This window comes from Paenibacillus sp. GCM10023252, assembly GCF_042653305.1.
In the GTDB taxonomy this organism is placed as follows: Bacteria; Bacillota; Bacilli; order Paenibacillales; family Paenibacillaceae; genus Pristimantibacillus.
Genome location: NZ_JBHSHW010000021.1, coordinates 220,857 through 242,457, shown reverse-complemented (window position 1 = coordinate 242,457; position 21,601 = coordinate 220,857). Strand labels below are relative to the sequence as shown.

At 51.8% G+C, this 21,601-nt stretch carries 24 protein-coding genes and 1 riboswitch; of the genes, 3 read left to right on the top strand and 21 right to left on the bottom strand.

Annotated elements, in window-relative coordinates:
- The first annotated feature begins 106 nt into the window (after positions 1-106).
- On the top strand, positions 107-958 hold the full coding sequence (locus ACFO9Q_RS12090) for a polysaccharide deacetylase family protein (RefSeq protein WP_379182226.1): 852 nt from the start codon (positions 107-109) through the stop codon (positions 956-958).
- 19 nt (positions 959-977) lie between these two features.
- Here the strand turns inward: ACFO9Q_RS12090 and ACFO9Q_RS12085 are convergent, their stop codons facing one another.
- A complete protein-coding gene (locus ACFO9Q_RS12085; RefSeq protein WP_379182224.1) occupies positions 978-1,226 on the bottom strand; it encodes a hypothetical protein in 249 nt (82 codons plus the stop codon).
- The gene (locus tag ACFO9Q_RS12080; RefSeq protein ID WP_379182222.1) at positions 1,223-1,816 is read right to left on the bottom strand and encodes a CPBP family intramembrane glutamic endopeptidase; all 594 of its coding nucleotides are present in this window, start codon (positions 1,814-1,816) and stop codon (positions 1,223-1,225) included. Before ACFO9Q_RS12080 ends, ACFO9Q_RS12085 begins: the two co-directional genes overlap by 4 nt.
- A 110-nt stretch (positions 1,817-1,926) precedes the next feature.
- Between ACFO9Q_RS12080 and ACFO9Q_RS12075 the strand changes: the two genes are divergently transcribed.
- Positions 1,927-2,841, top strand: coding sequence for a hypothetical protein (locus ACFO9Q_RS12075; RefSeq protein WP_379182220.1), 915 nt, complete (start codon positions 1,927-1,929; stop codon positions 2,839-2,841).
- Between the two features lie 25 nt (positions 2,842-2,866).
- Here the strand turns inward: ACFO9Q_RS12075 and ACFO9Q_RS12070 are convergent, their stop codons facing one another.
- Positions 2,867-3,193: a rhodanese-like domain-containing protein gene (locus ACFO9Q_RS12070; RefSeq protein ID WP_379182218.1), complete on the bottom strand. Its 327-nt coding sequence runs from the start codon at positions 3,191-3,193 to the stop codon at positions 2,867-2,869.
- Positions 3,194-3,422: 229 nt separating this feature from the next.
- Between ACFO9Q_RS12070 and serA the strand changes: the two genes are divergently transcribed.
- Positions 3,423-5,015, top strand: coding sequence for a phosphoglycerate dehydrogenase (gene serA, locus ACFO9Q_RS12065; protein ID WP_379182216.1), 1,593 nt, complete (start codon positions 3,423-3,425; stop codon positions 5,013-5,015).
- A 119-nt stretch (positions 5,016-5,134) separates the two neighbouring features.
- Here the strand turns inward: serA and ACFO9Q_RS12060 are convergent, their stop codons facing one another.
- The 18 genes from ACFO9Q_RS12060 to ACFO9Q_RS11975 all read right to left on the bottom strand — a co-directional run bounded on the left by ACFO9Q_RS12060 (position 5,135) and on the right by ACFO9Q_RS11975 (position 21,601).
- On the bottom strand, positions 5,135-6,625 hold the full coding sequence (locus tag ACFO9Q_RS12060; protein ID WP_379182214.1) for a HAMP domain-containing sensor histidine kinase: 1,491 nt from the start codon (positions 6,623-6,625) through the stop codon (positions 5,135-5,137).
- A 1-nt stretch (position 6,626) separates the two neighbouring features.
- Complete coding sequence (locus ACFO9Q_RS12055; RefSeq protein WP_379182212.1) at positions 6,627-7,343, bottom strand: response regulator transcription factor; 717 nt, start codon at positions 7,341-7,343, stop codon at positions 6,627-6,629.
- A 32-nt stretch (positions 7,344-7,375) separates the two neighbouring features.
- Positions 7,376-8,635 carry a cytochrome c biogenesis protein CcsA gene (gene ccsA / locus ACFO9Q_RS12050; protein WP_379182209.1) on the bottom strand — a complete coding sequence of 420 codons (1,260 nt, stop codon included), beginning with the start codon at positions 8,633-8,635 and terminating at the stop codon, positions 7,376-7,378.
- Positions 8,632-10,290 carry a cytochrome c biogenesis protein ResB gene (gene resB, locus ACFO9Q_RS12045; protein WP_379182207.1) on the bottom strand — a complete coding sequence of 553 codons (1,659 nt, stop codon included), beginning with the start codon at positions 10,288-10,290 and terminating at the stop codon, positions 8,632-8,634. Before resB ends, ccsA begins: the two co-directional genes overlap by 4 nt.
- 29 nt (positions 10,291-10,319) lie before the next feature.
- A complete protein-coding gene (locus ACFO9Q_RS12040; protein ID WP_379182205.1) occupies positions 10,320-10,850 on the bottom strand; it encodes a redoxin domain-containing protein in 531 nt (176 codons plus the stop codon).
- Positions 10,851-10,990: 140 nt separating this feature from the next.
- A complete protein-coding gene (locus ACFO9Q_RS12035; RefSeq protein WP_379182203.1) occupies positions 10,991-11,734 on the bottom strand; it encodes a pseudouridine synthase in 744 nt (247 codons plus the stop codon).
- Between the two features lie 56 nt (positions 11,735-11,790).
- A complete protein-coding gene (locus ACFO9Q_RS12030; RefSeq protein WP_379182202.1) occupies positions 11,791-12,324 on the bottom strand; it encodes a spore maturation protein in 534 nt (177 codons plus the stop codon).
- Positions 12,317-12,958: a nucleoside recognition domain-containing protein gene (locus ACFO9Q_RS12025; RefSeq protein ID WP_379182201.1), complete on the bottom strand. Its 642-nt coding sequence runs from the start codon at positions 12,956-12,958 to the stop codon at positions 12,317-12,319. The genes ACFO9Q_RS12030 and ACFO9Q_RS12025 overlap by 8 nt, the downstream gene beginning before the upstream one ends.
- A gap of 21 nt (positions 12,959-12,979) precedes the next feature.
- Positions 12,980-14,152: a D-alanyl-D-alanine carboxypeptidase family protein gene (locus ACFO9Q_RS12020; protein WP_379182747.1), complete on the bottom strand. Its 1,173-nt coding sequence runs from the start codon at positions 14,150-14,152 to the stop codon at positions 12,980-12,982.
- Positions 14,153-14,316: 164 nt separating this feature from the next.
- Complete coding sequence (gene ytfJ / locus ACFO9Q_RS12015; protein ID WP_379182199.1) at positions 14,317-14,787, bottom strand: GerW family sporulation protein; 471 nt, start codon at positions 14,785-14,787, stop codon at positions 14,317-14,319.
- A gap of 93 nt (positions 14,788-14,880) precedes the next feature.
- Positions 14,881-15,579, bottom strand: a complete 699-nt coding sequence (locus ACFO9Q_RS12010) for a DUF2953 domain-containing protein (protein ID WP_379182196.1) — start codon at positions 15,577-15,579, stop codon at positions 14,881-14,883.
- Between the two features lie 58 nt (positions 15,580-15,637).
- Positions 15,638-16,264, bottom strand: a complete 627-nt coding sequence (gene scpB / locus ACFO9Q_RS12005; RefSeq protein WP_379182194.1) for an SMC-Scp complex subunit ScpB — start codon at positions 16,262-16,264, stop codon at positions 15,638-15,640.
- Entirely contained in the window at positions 16,233-17,021 is a 789-nt protein-coding gene (locus ACFO9Q_RS12000; protein ID WP_379182192.1) for a segregation and condensation protein A, read from the bottom strand. The genes scpB and ACFO9Q_RS12000 overlap by 32 nt, the downstream gene beginning before the upstream one ends.
- Before the next feature lie 36 nt (positions 17,022-17,057).
- On the bottom strand, positions 17,058-17,528 hold the full coding sequence (ribE, locus tag ACFO9Q_RS11995) for a 6,7-dimethyl-8-ribityllumazine synthase (protein WP_379182190.1): 471 nt from the start codon (positions 17,526-17,528) through the stop codon (positions 17,058-17,060).
- Between the two features lie 50 nt (positions 17,529-17,578).
- Positions 17,579-18,808 carry a bifunctional 3,4-dihydroxy-2-butanone-4-phosphate synthase/GTP cyclohydrolase II gene (locus ACFO9Q_RS11990; RefSeq protein ID WP_379182188.1) on the bottom strand — a complete coding sequence of 410 codons (1,230 nt, stop codon included), beginning with the start codon at positions 18,806-18,808 and terminating at the stop codon, positions 17,579-17,581.
- Positions 18,809-18,839: 31 nt separating this feature from the next.
- The gene (ribE, locus tag ACFO9Q_RS11985) at positions 18,840-19,508 is read right to left on the bottom strand and encodes a riboflavin synthase (RefSeq protein WP_379182186.1); all 669 of its coding nucleotides are present in this window, start codon (positions 19,506-19,508) and stop codon (positions 18,840-18,842) included.
- 53 nt (positions 19,509-19,561) lie between these two features.
- The gene (ribD, locus tag ACFO9Q_RS11980) at positions 19,562-20,671 is read right to left on the bottom strand and encodes a bifunctional diaminohydroxyphosphoribosylaminopyrimidine deaminase/5-amino-6-(5-phosphoribosylamino)uracil reductase RibD (protein WP_379182184.1); all 1,110 of its coding nucleotides are present in this window, start codon (positions 20,669-20,671) and stop codon (positions 19,562-19,564) included.
- Positions 20,672-20,925: 254 nt separating this feature from the next.
- Positions 20,926-21,136: riboswitch (FMN riboswitch) on the bottom strand.
- 33 nt (positions 21,137-21,169) lie between these two features.
- Positions 21,170-21,601, bottom strand: coding sequence for a peptidylprolyl isomerase (locus tag ACFO9Q_RS11975; RefSeq protein WP_379182182.1), 432 nt, complete (start codon positions 21,599-21,601; stop codon positions 21,170-21,172).

The window sequence follows — 21,601 nt, the reverse complement described above, 5'->3', positions numbered from 1 at the left end:
GATTGTAATTATAGGAAGGGATGGATGATATGGCATATATGATACAATGATAGCACAGAATGAAGGTACCGCAGCAGGTATCATACGAGAGGAGCGTCTGTCTCACATGCCACAACGTCAATTAGTCGCATCAACCTTAATCTCACTGGTCATCCTCACATCTGCTTGTTCAACATCGGAATCTAATAGTCTGAAGGAGCCATCTCCTGAACAAGTGACCGTGACGGATACGACCACCAAGCCCACCGCCACCCCGTCTCCAGCCAGCACTATTGCACAGCCTGACTCCACTCCAACCTCGGCGCAAGCCGAGGAAGCGAAGGTTAAGTATAAGATGAACAGCTCCTACCGCTTCGAGCCTGTAACGGCTGACGCACCCGATCAGATGGTGCTGCTTACGTTCGACGACGGGCCTAAGGATACGGAGGTGCTTACTCGCATACTTGATATTTTGGATCAGCATCAGGCGAAGGCCATATTTTTCGTGAATGGGTACCGAGTGAAGCAGAAGCCTGAGCTGCTAGAGCTTATTGCAGATAGAGCACAGACGATTGGCAACCATTCCTGGGATCATGTTGATCTGAAGAAGGAGAGCGAAGCAAGCGTGCGCAAGCAGCTCGAAGACGTACAGGTACAAGTGAAGTCCATTGCCGGACTAACGCCCAAGTTCTTCAGACCTCCATTCGGTTCAGGAAGCGATACCGTTAAGACAGCTGCAGCTGATGAAGGCATGCTCTACATGACCTGGTCAAACGGATCGTTAGACTGGGATGCAGCTGCCAAGAACAAGCCGGATGTCGTCATCGCTAATGTCATGGAACAACTGCATCCCGGTGCTAATATTCTCATGCATGAGTTAGCCTGGACGGCCGATGCGCTTGATACCCTATTAACCAAGCTGGAGAAGGCGGGATATGGCTTCATCGACCCTGCGACTATTGATCTTAAGCAGCCATAATATAAGTCCGAGCAGAATGTTAAGAAGCTAGCTTCTTGCCATACCAGAATAATGCTGCTACTAAGCTTACGAATGCAATGAACAGGAAGTTATAATACCATTTGGTTAGCCGATTCAATTGGGTAGAATGCTTGACTCTTCTGGGCGGAAGCGTCTCCTCGCCGTTATCCTGCTCCATCTGAGCTGCAGGTTCGGACGCTTCCTTTGGAATCGTACTCTGTCTGACTTCTCTGCCTCTTGCTCCTCCGAATTTCTCAACCCTGCTCATGTGTCCCTCCGCAATCGAATAATTAATCCCATGACTACATCAATGATGAAGTGAGCAGCGATAGGCGCCCATAATGTGTCGGTCTGCATATAGATCCAACCTAGACCATAGCTGATGGAGAAGACTAATCCGGTTGGAATCCAATGCTTAAGATAACGAACATGGATGGAAGCGAATAGAATGCTGGTCCAATAAGGACCGAAGGCATGCTGGATGACCCCGCGGAACAGGAACTCTTCGCATACGGCGACAATAAACGACAAAACCACAATATGCCAAACCGCCCTCGTACGGAAAATTCGTTCATTAATGCCTCCATCATCAGAAGCTTCCTCAGGTACCCATCTCGATATAATCAGGTCTACTACGATGACAGCAGCAGCAAGACCAATCCCCCACCATGCGAACTCAGCGGAACTCGGCAAAGAAAATAAATGAATTGGATTTCTGCCCTGAAATAATATCCATATAAGACCGATAAACAAGGTAAGTCCCTGCGTAACGTATAAATTAATGAGCAGCATGCGGTCATCAATGTCATCAACGGATACTTTACGAATACGAATGTTGCGAATGTCGAATTTTTTCATAATTTCCCGCCTGTCATGAGGTTCATATTCCTTTATTGCCCAGATTAACCTATACTATTGGATTGAAGCATCATTCACAATTATATATCTACATAAAAAGGGAGATCACGATGGAAAAACGCATATCACGTTCGGAATTATTATTCAGCTTAGGCTTCCTATTCATGTTAGTCTGCGCGGTCGGAGCCTTCTTCTACGGAGTCAAGATCGGCTCTGACAAAACGGAAACCAAGTATCTGGAAATGAAAGAGCTGAAGGCGAGCACCGGTAAATCCGAAACTTATCAGCAGCAGGATCTTGTCTCCTTCTATCATACCGTATTTCTACCGTATCGTGAATTTCAGAATGAATGGTTCTCTGCTGCTCGCAAAATGGAGCAAGGAGAATCGGCAGACTCGGAATCCATTCTGAAACAACTGGCCTCACTTGCAGCGAAGCAATATAAGGAAGCAGCTGCTCACAATCAGCAAGCTCCGCTGCTAGGCCAATCTCAAGTCGATTACCTGCAAAGCCTGAAGCTATTCAAAAAAGAACTTAACGCCTTAGCAGACACCTCATCTAATCTGGATTCTGCTGAAATGATGAAGAGGTTAAAGACGAGCCCTTCTATTCAAAATGCCGTTCAGAAATCGCTGGCTGCACAACAAGCTTACTACTCTGCGATGCTGAAGTGGAGCTCTGCGGTTGATCAAAACATCCCTTCAGCCTACAAGTCTACCTCTGTCATTGAAGTATCGAAGTGGAAGTCGCTGCCGCTCGTCGTCAAAAACAAGCTGATGGCTGATCAATTGCTGAGCAGGAAAAAGCTTACTTCCTATTACCCGCATGATCTCACGAGCCGAATCGATCTCTTCATCGCTTCGGGCCATGCATCCCAGATGAAGCTTAAGACGATTCAGGCCATTATTGATCTATTGATAAGCACAGAAGCCATTCGTAGCGGTGACTTCACCAGCAGCAAAGGGGCGCTTTACTCTAAGGATTTGCTCCCACAGCTTCCTTTCTTCTTCTCAGAGAAGTCTTAGCACATTAGTCTTATGATGCCATCTGCTAATCATATTGGAAACCTTGAATGAAGGCTGCCGCTGCCATCCCACCTGCAACATTGTGGAGGCGGCTGCAGCCTTGTTCTTCGAGATAGCGGCATACAGCAGCACTACGGACACCATGAGCACATATGATATACAAGGGCTGCTCGTCCGTAAGCTCGGATAGCCGAGCCGGAAGCTCATTCATCGGAATATGTGTTGAGCCTTCTATATGATAGTACTCCCACTCGAAGAGTTCTCTTACATCTATGATCTGAGCAGGTTTTAATTGTTCGTCTTTTAGCATCGCCAACAGCTCATTTGCCTCGATATTCCGCCATTCACTCATGATGTTACCCCCTGAAATCCGAATAAAAACGCCTATTATGCTTGAATCATAACGAAAATTTCACAATTGAGCAAGTTTGAGCATTGCATTTAGACAGCCACTTGCATTAAAATAATAAAGGTCAAAACGTGTATAATGAAGGCAAAAACTCTCGTACCGCTGCTGGGTAACGGTAGCGCCTGCGAGAGTCTTTTTCTTCCTATCTATATTCCTAGGAGGCTTTCCGCACATGTTGAAAGTGTTAGTGTCCGACCCTATTAGTGATCTGGGAATTCAGCAGCTTGTTGATGCAGCAGACGTTGCTGTTGACAAGAAGCCTGGTCTCAGCGAGGACGAGCTTATCGCAATTATTGGTGAGTATGATGCTCTGCTGGTTCGCAGCCAGACCCGTGTAACCCCTCGAATTATGGAAGCAGGCAAGCAGCTTAAGGTAGTCGGAAGAGCTGGCGTAGGTGTAGACAATATAGATCTGGAAGCCGCAACCCAGAGAGGTATTATCGTCATCAACGCACCGGATGGCAACACGATTACAACCTGTGAGCATACGTTCGCGATGATGATGGCTGTTGCCCGCCATATCCCACAAGCGTATATGAAGACCGTCAATGGACAATGGGACCGCAAGTCCTTCCTGGGCGTAGAGCTTCGCAACAAGGTGCTCGGCGTAATGGGTATGGGCCGTATCGGCAGCGAGGTTGCCAAGCGTGCGAAGGCCTTCGGCATGGAGATTATGGGCTATGACCCGTTCCTCACCGAGGAGCGTGCTGAGAAGCTAGGCGTCAAGCTATCGAGCGTAGATGATATTGTTCGTCACGCCGACTTCATGACCGTGCATACTCCGCTAACACCTGAGACTCGCCACATGATTGGCAAGAAGCAATTCGAAGTCATGAAGCCAGGCATGCGCATCGTGAACTGTGCACGCGGCGGAATTATTGATGAATATGCGCTTGTCGAAGCCATCGACCAAGGAATTGTAGCAGGCGCTGCATTCGATGTGTTCGAGGTTGAGCCTCCTGCAGCAGATCACCCGTTCCTCGGTCATCCTAAGATTATTGTAACTCCGCATCTAGGCGCTTCAACGGTTGAAGCCCAAGAGAACGTGGCTATTGATGTATCAGAGCAGGTGCTGCATATTCTGCGCAACGAGCCGTTCAGCAATGCTGTGAATATGCCTCCAATCCCAGCGAACCTGCAGAGCAAGCTCCAGCCTTACTTCGGGCTTGGCGAGAAGCTCGGCAACTTCATCGCACAGATTACAGACGGAGCTGTTGAAGAGATTATTGTCGGCTACTCGGGAGAGCTTGCTGAAGTAGATACTCAGCCTCTCACCCGTTATATCGTCCGCGGCGTGTTATCTCACCACCTGGGTGCTGAGCAAGTGAATGTCGTGAACTCGATGCATCTGGCTAAGGTTCGCGGCCTTAACATCGTCGTGAACAAGTCACATACGTCCAAGGACTTCACTAACCTGGTTACGGTCACCCTGCGCACGAAGAAGGAAGAGCGCATCGTTGCAGGTACACTGCTGACCGGTTACGGCCCGCGGATTGTGCAGATTGACAAGTTCCCGGTCGATGTAACTCCTGAGGGCATTCTGCTCTTAATCTCTCACAATGATAAGCCAGGCATTATCGGACGAGTCGGTACCCTCCTAGGCAATAACGATGTCAATATCGCAACTATGCAAGTAGGACGCCAGCTAGTAGGCGGTTCTGCCATTATGGTGCTTACCGTTGATAAGGGCGCGCCATCTGACATCCTGGAGAAGCTCGTTCAGTTGTCAGATTTGAACACAGCTAAGGAAATCACTTTGTATTAATCGTATAATTTTACATTTACAACCAACCCTTTATGCTTAAGGGGTTGGTTTTTTTTAATGTTTACGTAAATGTTTCACGACCAACAAGATTTCCCCCCTTCATTCAACAAAAAAAGCGCTCAAGACTCTGAGCGCTTAGACAGGTTGTGCGCAGCTTCGACAGGCAGCAGCATCGTGAAGGTCGTTCCTTGATCAATCATGCTCTGAACATCAATATGCCCATGATGAAGCTCAATCAGATTGCGTACGATAGCAAGACCCAGCCCCGTTCCGCCTGAAGTGCCTCTCTTGCGAGCCTTATCTGCCTTGTAGAATCTCTCGAATATAAAGGGCAGGTCCTCACTCGGTATGCCTTGCCCTTCGTCCTTCACCTGAAGCTGAACATATCGCTTATCCGCCATGACGGCAGCTTGTGCTGACACCGTAATGGACTTGCCTGCTGGCGTATGCCTAATCGCATTGTCCAGTAGATTCGTCAGTATCTGCTCTAACCGATCCTCATCCGCTGCCTGCATAGTAAGCTCCCCTGGAGGCAATTGATAGTCCAGCTTCACATCCCGTTCCTTCGCATATACTTGGAACTTGCGATGGACACGCTTAATGATAAGGGATACATCGACGGGCTGATAATGCATCTCGACATGGCCAGCTTCCATCCTTGCCATATCAAGCAAGTCGGTCACTAGCCGGCTCATCCGCAATGATTCATCATAGATGACCTGGACGAGCTCATCTCTCTCCTCGGGTGAGGCGGCAATGTCATCAAGCAGCGCTTCGCTATAGCCCTGAAGCATCGATAGAGGCGTCCTAATCTCATGCGAGACATTCGCTACGAAGTCGCGTCTCAGCTTCTCCAGCTTGAACTCCTCCGTCACATTCCGCATGACGGCTACCGCTCCCCTTAACTTGCCGCCCGACTTGAGCGGCGCGAGCACAACGGACCATACATGATTGTGAACGTGCACCTTATCCGCCAGATCCTTGCCGTGGTTCATCACCTTCTGGAACGAATCTCTGAGCGGTCCGGGAACGCTCCCATACGGTGTCTGTTCATCTGCGCCATCTTCATCATTCCATACCAGCTCGAAGCCCGACCATTGATTAATAAGGAGCTGACCTTGCGGGTTGGCCAGTATAACTCGACCTTCTGCATTGAAGGTAATGACCGCATCCCCCATACTCCGAAGGATAGACGAGAGATGATCCTTCTCATCATTGAGATCTCGGATGAGCTTGTCGAGCTGCTCCGTCATATGATTGAAGGTATTGGCCAGATCGCCAATCTCATCGGAGGAGCGAATTCTAACTCTGGAGCGATAGTCGCCCTGAGCAATAGAATCCGCGGCTTCCTTCAGCTGCAGGAGCGGCTGTTGGATCTTGCGTGACAGGAAGAATGCGAATAAGGTGGACAGCAGGAAGCCGATAATCGCGATGATGAAGAACAACACCTTGATCTCATGCGAACTCTTGCCGAAGTTAACATCAATGTACTGCAGGAAGGAGAAGCCGAGCAGCAGCAGCACTACCGCTACGAGCAGCATAATCGTTGCCCACAGCTTGCCAACGACACTGCGCCACAGCTTGTCTACGAGGAATTGCCACAGCTTCATCCTACTTCGGAACCTCCAGCTTGTAGCCTACTCCCCATACCGTCGTAATCATAGCTGCTGCATCAGGGGATACCTTGTTAAGCTTCTCTCTCAGCCGCTTCACATGCGTGTCCACCGTGCGAAGATCGCCGAAGAACTCATAGTTCCATACATCCTTCAGCAGCTCCTCTCGGGAGAAAACCTTATCGGGAGACACTGCTAAATAATGCAGCAGCTCGTACTCCTTCGGAGTAAGCGACACTTCTTGGCCGCCAGCGGAGACGCGATGCGCATCATGCTCAATGACAAGATGCGGGAACACAATATTGTTGCTCGTGTTGGCATCCTTGGTTAGATAAGCCGTTGCAGAGGAACGGCGAAGAATCGCCTTCACGCGGTAGATGACTTCACGCGGAGAGAATGGCTTGACGACATAGTCGTCGGCCCCTACCTCGAATCCTTGGACCCGGTTCATCTCTTCTCCCTTGGCCGTCAGCATAATAACAGGAGTCGCCTTCACCTGACGCAGCCGGCCGCATACTTCGATGCCGTCCATTCCGGGCAGCATCACATCAAGCAGAATCAAGGCATAATCAGTAGCTGTAGCAAGACGAAGGGCGGATTCGCCGTCCTCCGCTTCATCGATGGAATATCCTTCTTTCTCCAAGTACATCTTAAGCAAGCGGCGAATCCGTTCTTCATCGTCCACAACTAGGATGCGGTTCATATAGTCAGACATGGATCAGGCTCCTCTCCGATTACGCTGCTAGGTTATACTCCGGCATACGAATGCAAGCCGGCAATAATAAGATTAACACCAATTAAGGTGAACAAGACGATGACGAAGCCGATAACGGCCAGCCAGGAGGAACGCAGCCCTTGCCACCCGCGGGAGAGACGGAAGTGAAGATAAGCACTGTAGTAGAGCCAGGTGATAAGCGCCCACACTTCCTTCGGATCCCAGCCCCAGAATCGGCCCCAAGCCATATTAGCCCATATCATTGCGAAGATAAGAGCTCCTAAGGTGAAGATCGGGAATCCGATCGCGATGGCTCGGTAGCTGATCTCGTCCAGATCATCAGGGTCGATGCCTTCCATAGCTGGCTGAATGAATGCGCCAATCCGCTTGCGCAGGACGAGGCGAAGCAAGCCGTAGAGAAGCGAACCTGTGATGACGGACCAGATGACCGTATTCAGCTTCCGGCCTGCGTTAACGCCGTTCATCCACGAAGGTGCTTCGAAGATCGAATCTTCCATGCCAAGGAAGCTGTCACTGTGAACCTTGATACTGTTGTAAGGTCTAACAATGGCCGGCATCGTATACTCTACCTTCTCAATACTTGATTGCTCGGCTCCTTGCTCATTAATACTTGACTTCTCCTGCGTGAACTCTGCTTCGAACCCTGCTGCCCGGAATCCGAATACCGCAATGATGAAGCCGATAATGATGACAATCGTGTACAGGGTGAACTCCAACCAGAATTGTGCCTTCCGCTCCTGCTTCGAGGTCCCCTTGAAGTCAATGACCCGCAGGAGATACATGAGGCCAGCTGCGAATCCGACGGCGAAGAAGGCTTCACCCAAGGCTGCTGTTGTCACATGCACCTTCAGCCAGATAGAGTCTAGTGCAGGAATGAGCGGCTGCACCTCTTGCGGGAACACGGATGCATAAGCAACGATAATAATAGTCAGCGGAGTTGCGAACATGCCAAGCAGAGGCTTGCGATAGATGCCATACACAATCGTGTACGCAATCATAATGGCCATTCCTAGGAAGGTCATGAATTCATACATATTGCTCGTAGGAATCTGACCGCTTCCCGCCCATCTCGTGAAGAAGAAGGTGAGATGAGCAGCAAGACCTAGGGTAGACACTGCGAATGCTATTCTTCCCCACTTCTTCTCGTGCTGCTTAGGATCACGGTTGCTCCAATTACGTCCTGCGAATGCAATGACATAGAATACGAAGGCGAAGCAATATAGAAAAAAGGCGACGATAAAGGCATCGCTGCTAAAATCAACTAAACTCACGCGTTGTTCCCTCCGTTATCAAGCGACTTAGGCTCGACTTCAATTCCGATCTTGCCCAGAGCCCAAGCGACATCTGACCGCATGCCGAACCAGTTCTTATTCGTATGGGCACCTAGTGACAGCTCGTCTCCATCTACTCTAAGCCAGATTCTCCGGTGATGCCAATAAGCACCCATGAGCAGACCAATCATAGAGATGGCTGCACCAATCCATATATAATTCATGACCCGGTCCACTCTGACATTCAGGAACGTGCTGTAGGAGGAGAAGTCGACGTTCTCCATCCCTTCCACTTGAATGTCGAATCGATCAGCGAGCGAACCGTTAATCTTGTCCTGACTGAACTTGTCCTTATCCTTCTGCAGCGGGAAGTACATATACGGCTCACCGTCCGCTGGAAGTCCCGGGCCTGTCAGGATGAATACGAAGGCTGGTGCCTTCGGGTCTCTGGATAGCGTGACTGGCTTGCCTTCCTCATCGAGAGCGAATTCCATATAATTCGCAGCAAGCTTCAGCTTGTAAGGCCCGAGCTCATAGTTGAGCGACGCATTCTTCATCGGAAGGTGGAATGGCCCATAGGTTGCCCCAGTCTTCTTGTCCTTCAGGATCGGACTTACAGCATTCAATCTCGGCGTGTCATCGTAGTCGAACTGATACAGCTTTAACCCTTCATAATTAAGCGGGCTGTTCACTACGATATCATGCTTCTTGACTTCCTTAAGCACGGGCTCCTTCGATGGAGAATTGCAGTTGCTGGTGCATTCATACAGGACAGCCTTCGTCTCATACTTCTTCGCGCGGAACTGGCCCTTCAGCTTGTCCGGGAGCTCGTCGTCGCTGTAGAATTCGACCGTGAACTTCTCATTCTTCACGAAGTAATTCGTGCCTTCAATCGCTACGGTATCTCCATCAGGCACCGTAATATACGTATCCATCTGGAAGCCCGGAATGCCTCTCGCGAGAATCGAGAGCAGGAAGATGATAAGGCCAATATGATTAATATATGGACCCCAACGACTGAATCGATTCTTCTCAGCTAGCAGAGCTGTTCCATCTACGTGTACCTTGTACCGCTTCTGGCGAAGCAGCTTAGCCAGCTCTTGAACACGATCGTCAGCGGAGCCTTCCAGCTTACCGACATAGACGGTCTTCTGCCTCGTGATGAAGCTCAGATGCTTCCGAATCTGCTGCTTGTTAAGAGCTCGGTACAGCGGCAGCACTCGGTCGAGACTACAGATGACTAGCGATGTTCCAATCATGACTAGCAATCCGATGAACCACCAGGATTCATATGTATTCGATAGTCCTAGCAAGTAATAGAGCTTGCCAGAGAGGCCATAAGTCTCCTCGTAGTATACACTCGGATCGATATTAAGGAATGAATTCTCTTGCGGATAGATCGTACCCAGCGAGGCGCCGAGCGTCGTTAATATAATCATATACACGGCAATCTTGACCGAGGAGAAGAAGCTCCATATCCGGTCTATTACATTCTTGTTGCTCTTCTGAGAGCGCCGGGCAGCGCCGTCGTAACGCATCTCTAGAGGCAGATCCTGACTCTGCTCCTGATCATCGAGCGGCTTCCCGCAGTATTCGCACAGGACCGTCCCTACTGCGTTCTGATGCCCGCATTCACACTTCGTATTCTGGAACAACGCGGTACTTCCTCCTAACACCTTCTAAGCTAGTACTGAAGAAGCTGCCCGATGCGGTCGTCAATCTCCTTCTCCGTCATGCCTCCAACCTTAATCTCCATAATCGTGCCGTCCGGCTTAATGAAGAAGGTAGTTGGATAAGATCTTAGCGCATAGCTGCGCTCCGTCTTCCGGTTCACATCACGAAGAATCGGATAGTGCAAGTCGAATCCGCGAACAAAGTTACGAACAGTTAAGTCATCTTCACTCAGATTAATTGCCAGAATCTCTAAGCCCTCATCCTGCCACTTCGCATATTGGCGCTCGAATTCCGGCATTTCCTTCACACATGGGGGACAGAAGGTTCCCCAGAAATTAACTACAACCGCCTTGCCCTTATACTGCTCCAGGGTATGGGTGTCACCAGCCAGATCTTCAAGCGCGAACTGTGGCGGCATGCCGCCCGGCTTCGGCACTCCCTTGTCATCCGATGCGAATAAGGTTGTGCCTATGGCGTATCCGCCGATGAGCAGCACCGCGAGGAGTATAATTACTTGGACAGGCTTGCGTGATGACTTCACTACCTAGATCACCATCCGTACCTTAAGTTGCATCCCATCCATACTAACTAACAGTGCCAGCTATTTTTGCTGATAGTACCGCCTGGGATGGAATAGCTTCATTATAACGAAAATCGGGCGGCAAAAGCTTTTGCCGCCGTTTACTTTTTATGAACTTTATGTGTCTTGCGAGCGGAGCCGAGCAGCTCCTGTACCTCTGTCGGATGCAGGTGGCGGAACTTGCCTCGACCAAGCTGCTGCAAGCCGATATCTCCGAACTTGATTCGCTTCAGCTTGATAACCTTATGCCCTACCGCCTCGAACATCCTCCGGACTTGACGGTTACGCCCCTCATAGATCGTAATGGAGATCGTTGTCTCATTCTTGTCCAGATTAATGTCGTGATATTCGACTTCTGCAGGAGAAGTCATCCCGTCCTCCAGCTTGATCCCGCTCTGCAGCTTCTCAAGCGCTGTTCCATGGACCGTGCCCTTGACCGTCGCATGATACGTCTTCGGAACGTGATGGCTCGGATGGGTGAGCAGATTGGCGAATTCCCCATCATTGGTCAGCAGCAGCAGCCCTTCTGTGTCGTAATCCAGACGACCTACCGGATAGACCCGCTCCTTAATTCCAGGCAAAAAATCAGCCACCACTTTGCGCCCTTGCGGATCACTTGCGCTTGTGATGACACCTTTTGGTTTATTCAGCATGAGATACAGCTTGTTCTCGCTACGAATTCTTCTGCCGTTCACCGTAATGACATCAACTGCCGGGTCTGCCTTGACCCCAAGCGTTGTCACTTTCTCCTCATTGACCTCAACAAGACCAGCCAATATCATTTCTTCGCATTTTCGACGGGATGCAACCCCTGCTTGCGCTAATATCTTCTGTAGACGTTCCAATGCCTTCACCTCATCCTCCATCATACCGATATGAAGGCAAAAGCACAAGCCGGAGCTTATGCAAACAGAAGGAGACATACAAATATGGCTGCAAAAAAGCCCACGATATCGGAAAACAACCCAACCTTCAGCGCATATCGGGTCTTCCTAATTCCGATAGCACCGAAGTAGACAGTGAGCACATACAGCGTCGTATCCGTGCTTCCCTGAATGGTAGACGCGATGCGGCCGATCATGGAATCAGGGCCGTAGGTCTGAATTAAGTCTGCCGTATAAGCGAGGGACCCTGCCCCCGTAAGCGGGCGCAGAAGGCCGAGCGGCAGAACTTCACTGGGGATGCCCATCCAATCGAATAACGGACGGAACGCCCCCGTAATCATATCCATCGCCCCAGAGGCCCGGAACATGCTGATGGCTACCATCATGCCAACGAGATGAGGGATGATGGAGACGGCCGTACCGAAGCCTTCCTTCGCCCCTTCGACGAAGGTCTCATAGACGGGAACTCTGCGGTATGCAGCGTAGAGAGGAATAAATACGATAATGGCAGGAATAAGCCAAGCAGAGAAGGCGGTCATGAAGTTATACATAGGAGTTCCCTCCTACTGCTGAATCTGCGGGCTTAGGCGATATCGGTGGAGCGGCAGGCGGTACTCGCCTGCGATACCATCGATCGGCTGCAATAGCAGCTGCCGTAGCCACTATCGTAGCCGCTATCGTCGTCCCCACGATCTCAGCAGGATTCGCCGACCCATAGTTCATTCGAATCGCAATCAATGTTGTCGGAACGATCGTAATACTTGAAGTATTGAGTGCAAGCAAGGTGCACATGGCAGGTGTAGCGGTTGCTGGGTCCGGGTTAAGCTTCTGCAGCTCCTGCATAGCCTTAATCCCCATAGGCGTAGCCGCATTGCCCAGACCGAACAGGTTGGCGCTCATATTGCTCATTATGTAGCCCATAGCGGGATGATCGCGAGGCACATCGGGGAACAGCAGACGCACAGCTGGCCCAAGCGCCCGTGCCAGCTTGTCCAGCAAGCCGGCATCCTCCCCGATCCGCATCATTCCGAGCCAGAACACGAGGATGCTAATCAGCCCGAAGGAGACCGTGACACCGCTCTTCGCCCCTTCGAAGGCGGCTTGTGTCACTTCGTCCATCCGACCGGTAATAGCTGCTGTAACGACACTTGCTACGATAAAAAACAACCAGATCCAATTGACCATCCCTAGGTTCCCCTCCCCCGGTTACCGAAACAGAGCCCTCATAGCATCCATCAATGAGTCAGCAAAAAATCTTGGCGAGTCAGAATGATGCAAGGCTGCTAACGTGAGCGGCCTTCTCTCTGGCAGCTGCAGGCGAACGCTTCCTGCATCATAGACAGGAACAGTACCAATTCTAGTCTCGCCAATTGACCACTCCAATGAACCCCGGTATCCCAGCTTGTATCGAGTCGTCATGGCCTCTTCCAATATAAGGGTGGACTTCAGCTCCCCCTTCTCGCTCTCAGCTAACGGGTAGCGGAACGAATTGCCTGCAGCAAGTGTATATGCGGCAATCGCTTGCCCCTTATCAGCGATGGAGACAAGGGGATAGTGCTGGAATCCCCAGTCCAGCAGCTTCCGATGATCGGCCCAGTCATCTCCATCATTAATCGTGACGGCAGCTAGCCGCTGGCCGTTCCGGGTTGCGGAACTGACCAAGCAGCGGAAGGCTAGCTTCGTATAACCCGTCTTGACCCCATCCGCTCCTTCGTACATAGACAGCATTTTATTTTTGTTATGCCACATATAATCCCATTCATCATTCGGATTAGGTGCAGTCTTCACCTTCGTGCGGACAATGTCTGAGAAGATGGGATTGCGCAGCGCATAGGCTGTTAGTCGAGCCAGATCATTCGCGGACGAATAATGCCCCTCTGCATCCAACCCATGCGGGTTGCGGAACTGAGTATGGCGAAGGCCGATCAGCTCCGCCTTATTATTCATCAGCTGGACGAAGCCTTCCTCGGAGCCTCCAACATGCTCCGCGATGGCCGTTGCAGCATCATTGCCCGAACGGAGCATCAGCCCATAGAGCAGATTAAGCAGCGTCATCTTCTCCCCTAATTGCAGGTAGATGGACGAGCCTTCCCGTGCATATGCTCGCTTGCTCGTCGTCACCACATCCGTTAATTGACCGTCTTCAATCGCTACGATTGCTGTCATAATCTTAGTGAGACTAGCAATACGAAGCTGCTTGTCCCCTTGACTGCTATGAAGTAGCCGTCCCGATTCCACATCAATGAGTGCTGAAGCCTGTGCGTGCGTACCCACTGCCGGGACAGCCCCATAGGCCGCCTTGGGCAAGCCGCTCAGGAACAAGCTTCCCGCGACAGCCGTTGACAGCAGCAGCGAGAGCGATCTACATAACCATGCCATGTCCTGCTTCCTTCCTTCCCGTACGAGTGCTCTAGATTGAAGCAGCTGCACTTGCTGCTTGTACATCCTATGCTTGCTGCTCTTAAGATAGACATAACCTCAGGCATTCTCTCAGCACGCTTACACAGCAAAAACTGCCCTTGCGGGCAGTCTGGCTGTAGCGGTTAGACCAGCAAGTCGTTGACGTTCACCGTTCCAGTCACGACGCCTGACTCTTCAACATGGTTGCCTGCTGGCGACTTCACCATCGTCTGAATCTTCTCGAACACACTTGGAGCGGAGTCAATCATACGCTCCCACAGATGGGTCTGGTTATCAAGCGGTACAATCTTCACGCCGCCTGTCCCAACAACAAGGAAGGCAATCGGGGTAATGGAGACACCCCCGCCGCTGCCGCCGCCGAACGGCAGTGCGACAGATGCCTGGTGCGCATCAGTTGACCCTCCCTTGTGACTTGGGTCGAACTTAATATCACTTCCGCCTGCTACGAATCCGAAGCCTACCTTGGAGATCGGCATGATTATGCTGCCGTCCGGGGTCTGCACAGGATCGCCTACTATCGTGTTAACATCGACCATTTCCTTAATATTTTCCATAGCGGTCTGCATTAGGCCTTGTATCGGATGGTTGCTCATCTTCGTTCCTCCTTCAGATCGTGACGAAATCAGTTATTATCATCCCCCTCAAGGGGTCATTTATGTATAACAGGTCGTCCTTCTTGCATGGAGTCACGAGCCCGCCTGCGCACGCATCACATTCCGCCACGCGGCTAGATCCTGCTTGCTCTTCTTCATCCGGGCTACGAACTGCAGCCCGGCCAGCATAGCGCTGCCCAGTCTGATGCTAGCGGTGCAGCTCCATTCTGTGGAGAAGCCGGACTTGTTGTAGTCAGGCTGGACCTGAACAGCCGGCTCGGTCTTCAGCTTGAGCAGCTGCGAGAGCAGCCCGATTAGCGTTGTTTTCATCGACCAGACCGCCCCTGTCGCCATAGCCGTCCACATCGCATCTCCTGAGCCGACGGCGGTCTTCCATTCCCACTCAGTCAGACTCACCTTCGCTAACGTTCGTCTTGCAATACCTGTGAGATTCTGGGTCAGGATGACGACCTGCTTCATCTTCTCCAGCGCATTCGCCACCTTGTTCGCATCAATCTCATCATTTTTCTCGGTCACGCCGGACCCTAGTCCGTTCTTCACCTCTTGCTTCAGTTCAACCGCACGGCCGGTGAATCGAACGAGCGGAATATGAATCGTTCTCTTGACCGCTCCATACAGTGCATTCACGTGAATGACGATATCGTCGTTGCTTCCGTCTCGCTTAATATGACTCCGAATGTTCACCTTCGATCCAGCGATGAGAGCGAAGATGAGCAAAAAAAAGAGACCAGCCGCCGTCATCCCTATCCAACCGTGAGGGTAGCTGAACATCTCGCCTTCCTCCATTTCCTATGTCTGGTTGAATATAGTATGACCTTGCGGCTGAATCTCATTCCTCGAGAGGCTCTTCTACTTCCGCTGGGAGCTCGTCCATCGTCATCTGACGCCCGTCCAGCTTCTCGAACAGCAGCTGTGTCTGCGCCTCCAGCGCTTCATCCATCTGAACCGCCGTCGGCTCAGGCAGTGCTTCCAAGGAAGCTAATCCGAAGTAATCTAAAAATGATTTCGTTGTACCGTATAAGATAGGTCGTCCAATCGCTTCTGCACGCCCGACCTCCTCGATGAGATCCTTGTTCACCAAGGAATAGAGCGCGCGGTCACTCTTCACCCCGCGGATCTCCTCGATCTCCACTCGGGTAATCGGCTGGCGATACGCAACAATGGAGAGCGTCTCAAGCGCTGCTGCCGATAGACTTGAACGGGTTGGTGTAACAGCCATTCTCTCGAAGTAAGGGGCGTGGTCGGGGTGAGTCGTCAGCCGGTAAGAGCCTGCCACCTCTGCAATCTGCACGCCGCGCCCTTCACGGTTCAGATCGCGATGCAGGTCGTAGACGAGCTCTGAAGCCAGCTCCGAATCAATCTCAAGGATGTCCGCCAGCTGCCTGCGATTCAGCCCTTCATCACCAGCCATGAACAGCAAGCCTTCAATAATCGACTTCAATCTCTGATAATCCACGATCCGCTGCTTCTCCTCTCCACTGGATCACTATGTCATCGAACAGCTGATGCTGATAACAGCGAATGTGCTTCATCTTCATGAGCTCCAATATCGCCAGGAAGGTGACCACGATCTCATGCCGGCCCATCCCTGTCCGAATCAGCTTAGAGAATCGCACCGTCTCGTACTGCTTCAGCACCTCCACAATGTCTACGATACGATCCTTCACCGAGATCTCATCCCGCTGCACCGTCGCTACGAAGTTCCGTCTCGCGGCTCTGCGAAGCGCCTTCTGGAAGGCGGCGATGAGATCGGACAGATGCAGGCCCTCCACCGGATTCTTAGGCTCCTCGTTCGTCATATAAGGAGTCAGATCATCAGGCTCTCGTGAGAATACGAGACTTCTCACCAGCTCCTTCTCCCGCAGCTGCACGGCAATCTGCTTGTACTTCCGATATTCAATCAGCTTCTGAATGAGCTCATCCCGCGGATCAAGTCCATCATCCGGCCATTCCTCATAGTACTCATCATCTTCGATAATCGGAGGCTTAGGGAGCAGCTGCTTGCTCTTGATGGAGAGCAGAGTAGCTGCCATGACGAGGAATTCGCTCGTCACCTCAAGCTCCAGCTCCTGCATCGAGTTCAGATACTCCATGTATTGGTCCGTAATCTCGCTGATGGATACTTCATGAATATCAATCTCAGCCTTGTCTATGAGATGCAGCAGCAGATCCAGCGGCCCTTCCCAAGATTCCAGCTTGTATAGCATCGTCACGCATCGTCAACTCCTGCCGCCGTCAGGCGATCTGTCTTATCCTTGCAAGGCTCTGGTCAGATTCGCCATCTCAATGGCAGAGGCTGCTGCTTCGTACCCTTTGTTGCCAGCCTTCGTGCCAGCGCGCTCAATCGCTTGCTCAATGGAGTCAACCGTCAGTACGCCGAAGATTGTAGGCACCCCGGTCTTCAGAGCGATAGCCGCTACACCCTTGGCTGCTTCATTGCACACATAATCGAAGTGTGGAGTGGATCCGCGAATGACAGCTCCGAGCGTGATGACAGCGTCATACTTCCCGCTCTCAGCCATCTTCTGCGCAATGAGTGGAATCTCGAATGCGCCCGGCACCCATGCTACCTCTACATCTGATTCTGCTGCACCGTGACGATTGAATGCATCTAATGCGCCGGAGAGCAGCTTGCCGGAGATGAACTCGTTGAAGCGGCCGACGACGACGCCATATTTTAACCCTTCGGATACTAACTTGCCTTCATATACCTTAGCCATTGTGGGTAATTCCTCTCTATCGTTAATTGTTGGTTCATTATGAATATCGACTATAAGTTGTATTCCGGTTCATCCATCTTCAGCAGATGCCCGAGCTTCAGCTTCTTCGTCCGAAGATAGCCGTCATTGTCCTCATTGCTGTCCATCTGAATAGGGACCCGCTCGACGACTTCAAGCCCATAGCCCTCGAGGCCGGCGATCTTGCGGGGATTGTTCGTCAGCAGCCGCATCTTGCGGACTCCGAGGTCTCTCAGAATCTGTGCACCGATGCCATAATCCCGAAGGTCTGCAGCGAAGCCCAGCTTAATATTCGCGTCAACCGTGTCCAATCCCTGCTCCTGCAGCGCATAGGCCTTCAGCTTGTTAATGAGCCCAATGCCCCGCCCCTCTTGGCGCATGTACAGCAGCACGCCGCTCCCCGCTTCATCAATCTGTCTGAGCGCCGCATCCAGTTGAGGGCCGCAGTCACAGCGATGGGAGTGGAACACGTCCCCTGTCAAGCATTCCGAATGGACACGTACGAGAGTCGGCCCCGCGGGATCAATCTCCCCCTTCACCAGCGCCACATGCTCCTTGTCATCCAGTTCATTCGTATAAGCAATGGCCCGGAACACGCCATAGTCGGTCGGCATCTTCACATCCACGGCACGGTTGACCAGCTTATCCTTCTCATTCCGGTACTTAATCAAGTCTTGAATCGTAATGAGCTTCAGATCATGCTTCTCCTTGAAAATAACCAAGTCCGGAAGCCTCGCCATCGTCCCGTCTTCCTTAATAATCTCGCAGATGGCGCCAGCAGGCAGCGAGCCGCACATCCGCGCAAGATCAATCGCCGCCTCCGTATGGCCGGCTCTCCTGAGTACCCCGCCCGGCTTCGCAATGAGCGGGAAAATATGCCCGGGCTTCCGGAAATCGCCCGCCTTCACGGAAGGATCAATTAATGCCTTCACCGTCATCGACCGCTCCATGGCAGAGATGCCCGTCGTTGTGGAGATATGGTCAACGGATACCGTAAATGCGGTTCCGTGATAGTCCGTATTGTGCGTAACCATCGGAGGCAGCTCAAGCTCTGCAGCCCTCTCCGGGGTAATAGGTACGCAGACTAGCCCTCTAGCTTGTGTAATCATGAAGTTGATGACCTCTGGTGTACACTTCTCCGCCAGTACGATCAGATCCCCTTCATTCTCACGGTCTTCATCATCTACAACAATAATTGGCTTGCCCAGGATGAGATCCTCGATGGCTGATTCAATAGAATCGAATTGCGGATCAAGCTCCATGCTCTGTCCCTCCCTCTAGTCGGTAATTCGCTTATAAGAAGCCATGCTCCGTTAGGAAGGCTGCAGACAGCGGACTGCTCTTCGCCTGCGGCTTCGAATCCGAGGCTCTCGTATAGTGAAGGAGATGGTCCACATACTTGCCGATCACGTCACATTCCAGGTTGACCGTGTCACCCGGCTGCTTGTATTGAAGCGCAGTCTGAGCGAGCGTATGCGGGATGATGGATACGGACAGCTGCTCCGCCTTCGTGTCGACCACCGTCAGGGAGATGCCGTCAATCGTAATGGAACCCTTCGGGATGACGAAGCGGAGCATCTCCTCATCCTTAACCTCAACCGTGAATACAACGGCGTTCGCATCCGTCTTGCGAGAGAGGATGCTGCCCGTCCCATCAATATGGCCTTGCACGATATGACCGCCGAATCTGCCGCCTGCCATCATCGCCCGCTCCAGATTAACCCGCTGCCCTGAAGCCAGTCGATGAAGATCGGACTTGCGATACGTCTCCGGCATGACATCAGCCGTGAACCACTTGGAGTCATAGTTGGTAACGGTCAAGCATACCCCGTTAACGGCGATGCTGTCCCCGAGTGCGATTCCTTCCATGATTCGGCTGGCTTCGATGGTCAGCACCATCGCTTCCCCTCGCTTAACAGCGCGCCGGAGTATGCCAATCTCTTCTATTAGTCCAGTGAACATAAGCTATTCACCTCTCTTCTTCCTTCTCTGCGTGCCTTCCTAGCTCTCCGATGCTACTTGTTGCTCGTATACATCGGATAGCCCGTGACACAGATGTCACTGCCCGCCATCTCGACCTGCAGATCCCTTAGCTCGAGCGCATCTGCCATCCGGTCGAACCCTCGGAATGTGAAGGTGCCTGGAGCTTCCGGGCCGCCAATAATCTTCGGAGCGATATAGAGGACAATCTTGTCGACAAGCTCAGCCTCCAGCATCGCCCCGTTAAGCCGTCCTCCGCCTTCCAGCAGGATCGACCCAATGTCGAGCTGTCCCAGCAGCGTCATGGCTTGCTTCAGATCAACCTTATCCTCATTACCGCACAGATGAACTTCCACCCCGGCAGCCTCCAGCTGTTCCTTCTTACGCAGATCAGCGGCTGCAGAGGCAAGTACGATCGTCCTCGCTCCTCCATCCTTCACGACTCTTGCATCTAACGGAATTCTCAGCTTGGAATCTACGATAATGCGAATAGGATCAATCGCCGGTACGGCCGCTCTCGTATTAAGCTGAGGATCATCGGCCAGCACAGTCGAGATCCCTACCATGATCGCTTGATGCTGATGGCGCAGCGTGTGTACCTGCTCTCTCGCAACTGGACCAGTAATCCACTTGCTGTCACCGGTATGGGCAGCGATCTTGCCGTCAAGCGTGCTTGCTGTCTTCAGCGTGATGAACGGAAGGCGAGTTGTAATGTACTTGTTGAACACTTCATTCATAACAGTCGATTGCTGCTCGAGTACGCCGACATCCACTTGAATGCCTGCTTCGCGCAGCTTCGCAATTCCCCGGCCAGCCACCTGAGGGTTAGGGTCGACAGCAGCAACTACGACGCGTGCAGCCTTCGCTGCGATAATTCGGTCACAGCATGGAGGTGTAATGCCGAAGTGGCTGCACGGCTCCAGCGTGACATAGACGGTGGCTCCAGCCGCTTCGTCTGCAGCCATCTGCAGTGCATGTACCTCTGCATGCCCGGTGCCTCTCTTCAGATGCGTGCCCACTCCAATCAGTCTTCCGTCCTTCACAACGACACAACCGACGATTGGGTTAATATTCGTCTGCCCCTTCGCCTTAGCGGCCAGATCCAGGGCAAGGCTCATATAGTACTCATCATTAATAATATCCATATCGAACAAAAACACCCCCCAAATCGGCGTGCTCGCCATTCGGGGGGATGATGGATGTTATGAGTCGCTCGACTGCCATACAGATGACTAAGGAGACGCGTACCAACGAATGAGCGCAGAGAAGCGCCAGCTGTTCGTCAGGTACGGTCAACCGAGTCGTCTGAACGGAATAGGTATACCAAATAAGCTATATTCATCTGCACTTGTGAAATAAAGCACAAACAAACAAGCAAAATGAATGACCCATGTCAAAGCGTCTCCTTCTCCCATCCAGACTATACTGTCGGTCCCGGAATTGCACCAGGTCCACCGTTCCCGCTCGACGTTAGCTCCTCATGGAGTATAACGCAGAGCTGGCCCGGGTCACGGACTGACGAGGGAGAGCAGTACATCCGGTTATCCGGAAGCGGCTGCCCGCCCTCGATCACCGCCGGTTGGGAATTGCACCCGACCCCGAAGGAAAACCGCACTTACTATACTATAGTTAGTATATTATCATTAAACTTCTACAACTTCAACCTTTTCCATCTTGTCGCGTCCTTTGAACGCGTCGACGAACTCCATACCCTTCACAACTTTGCCGAAAACGGTATGGCCGCCGTCAAGATGAGGCTGTGGAGCGTAAGCAATGTAGAACTGGCTTCCGCCGGTGTTGCGGCCGGCATGCGCCATGGCAAGGGATCCGCGCTCATGCTTGTTCGGGTTAATCTCGCAGTCGATCTGATAACCAGGACCACCGGTACCGGTTCCTGTAGGGCATCCGCCTTGCGCGACGAAGCCTGGGATCACGCGGTGGAAGACTAGACCATTGTAGAAGCCTTCGTTCGCCAGCTTCTCGAAGTTTGCTACCGTATTAGGAGCATCTTGGTCGAACAAGTCGATAAGGACTTCGCCGCCATTTGCTAGTGTAATTTTTGCTTGCTTGGACAT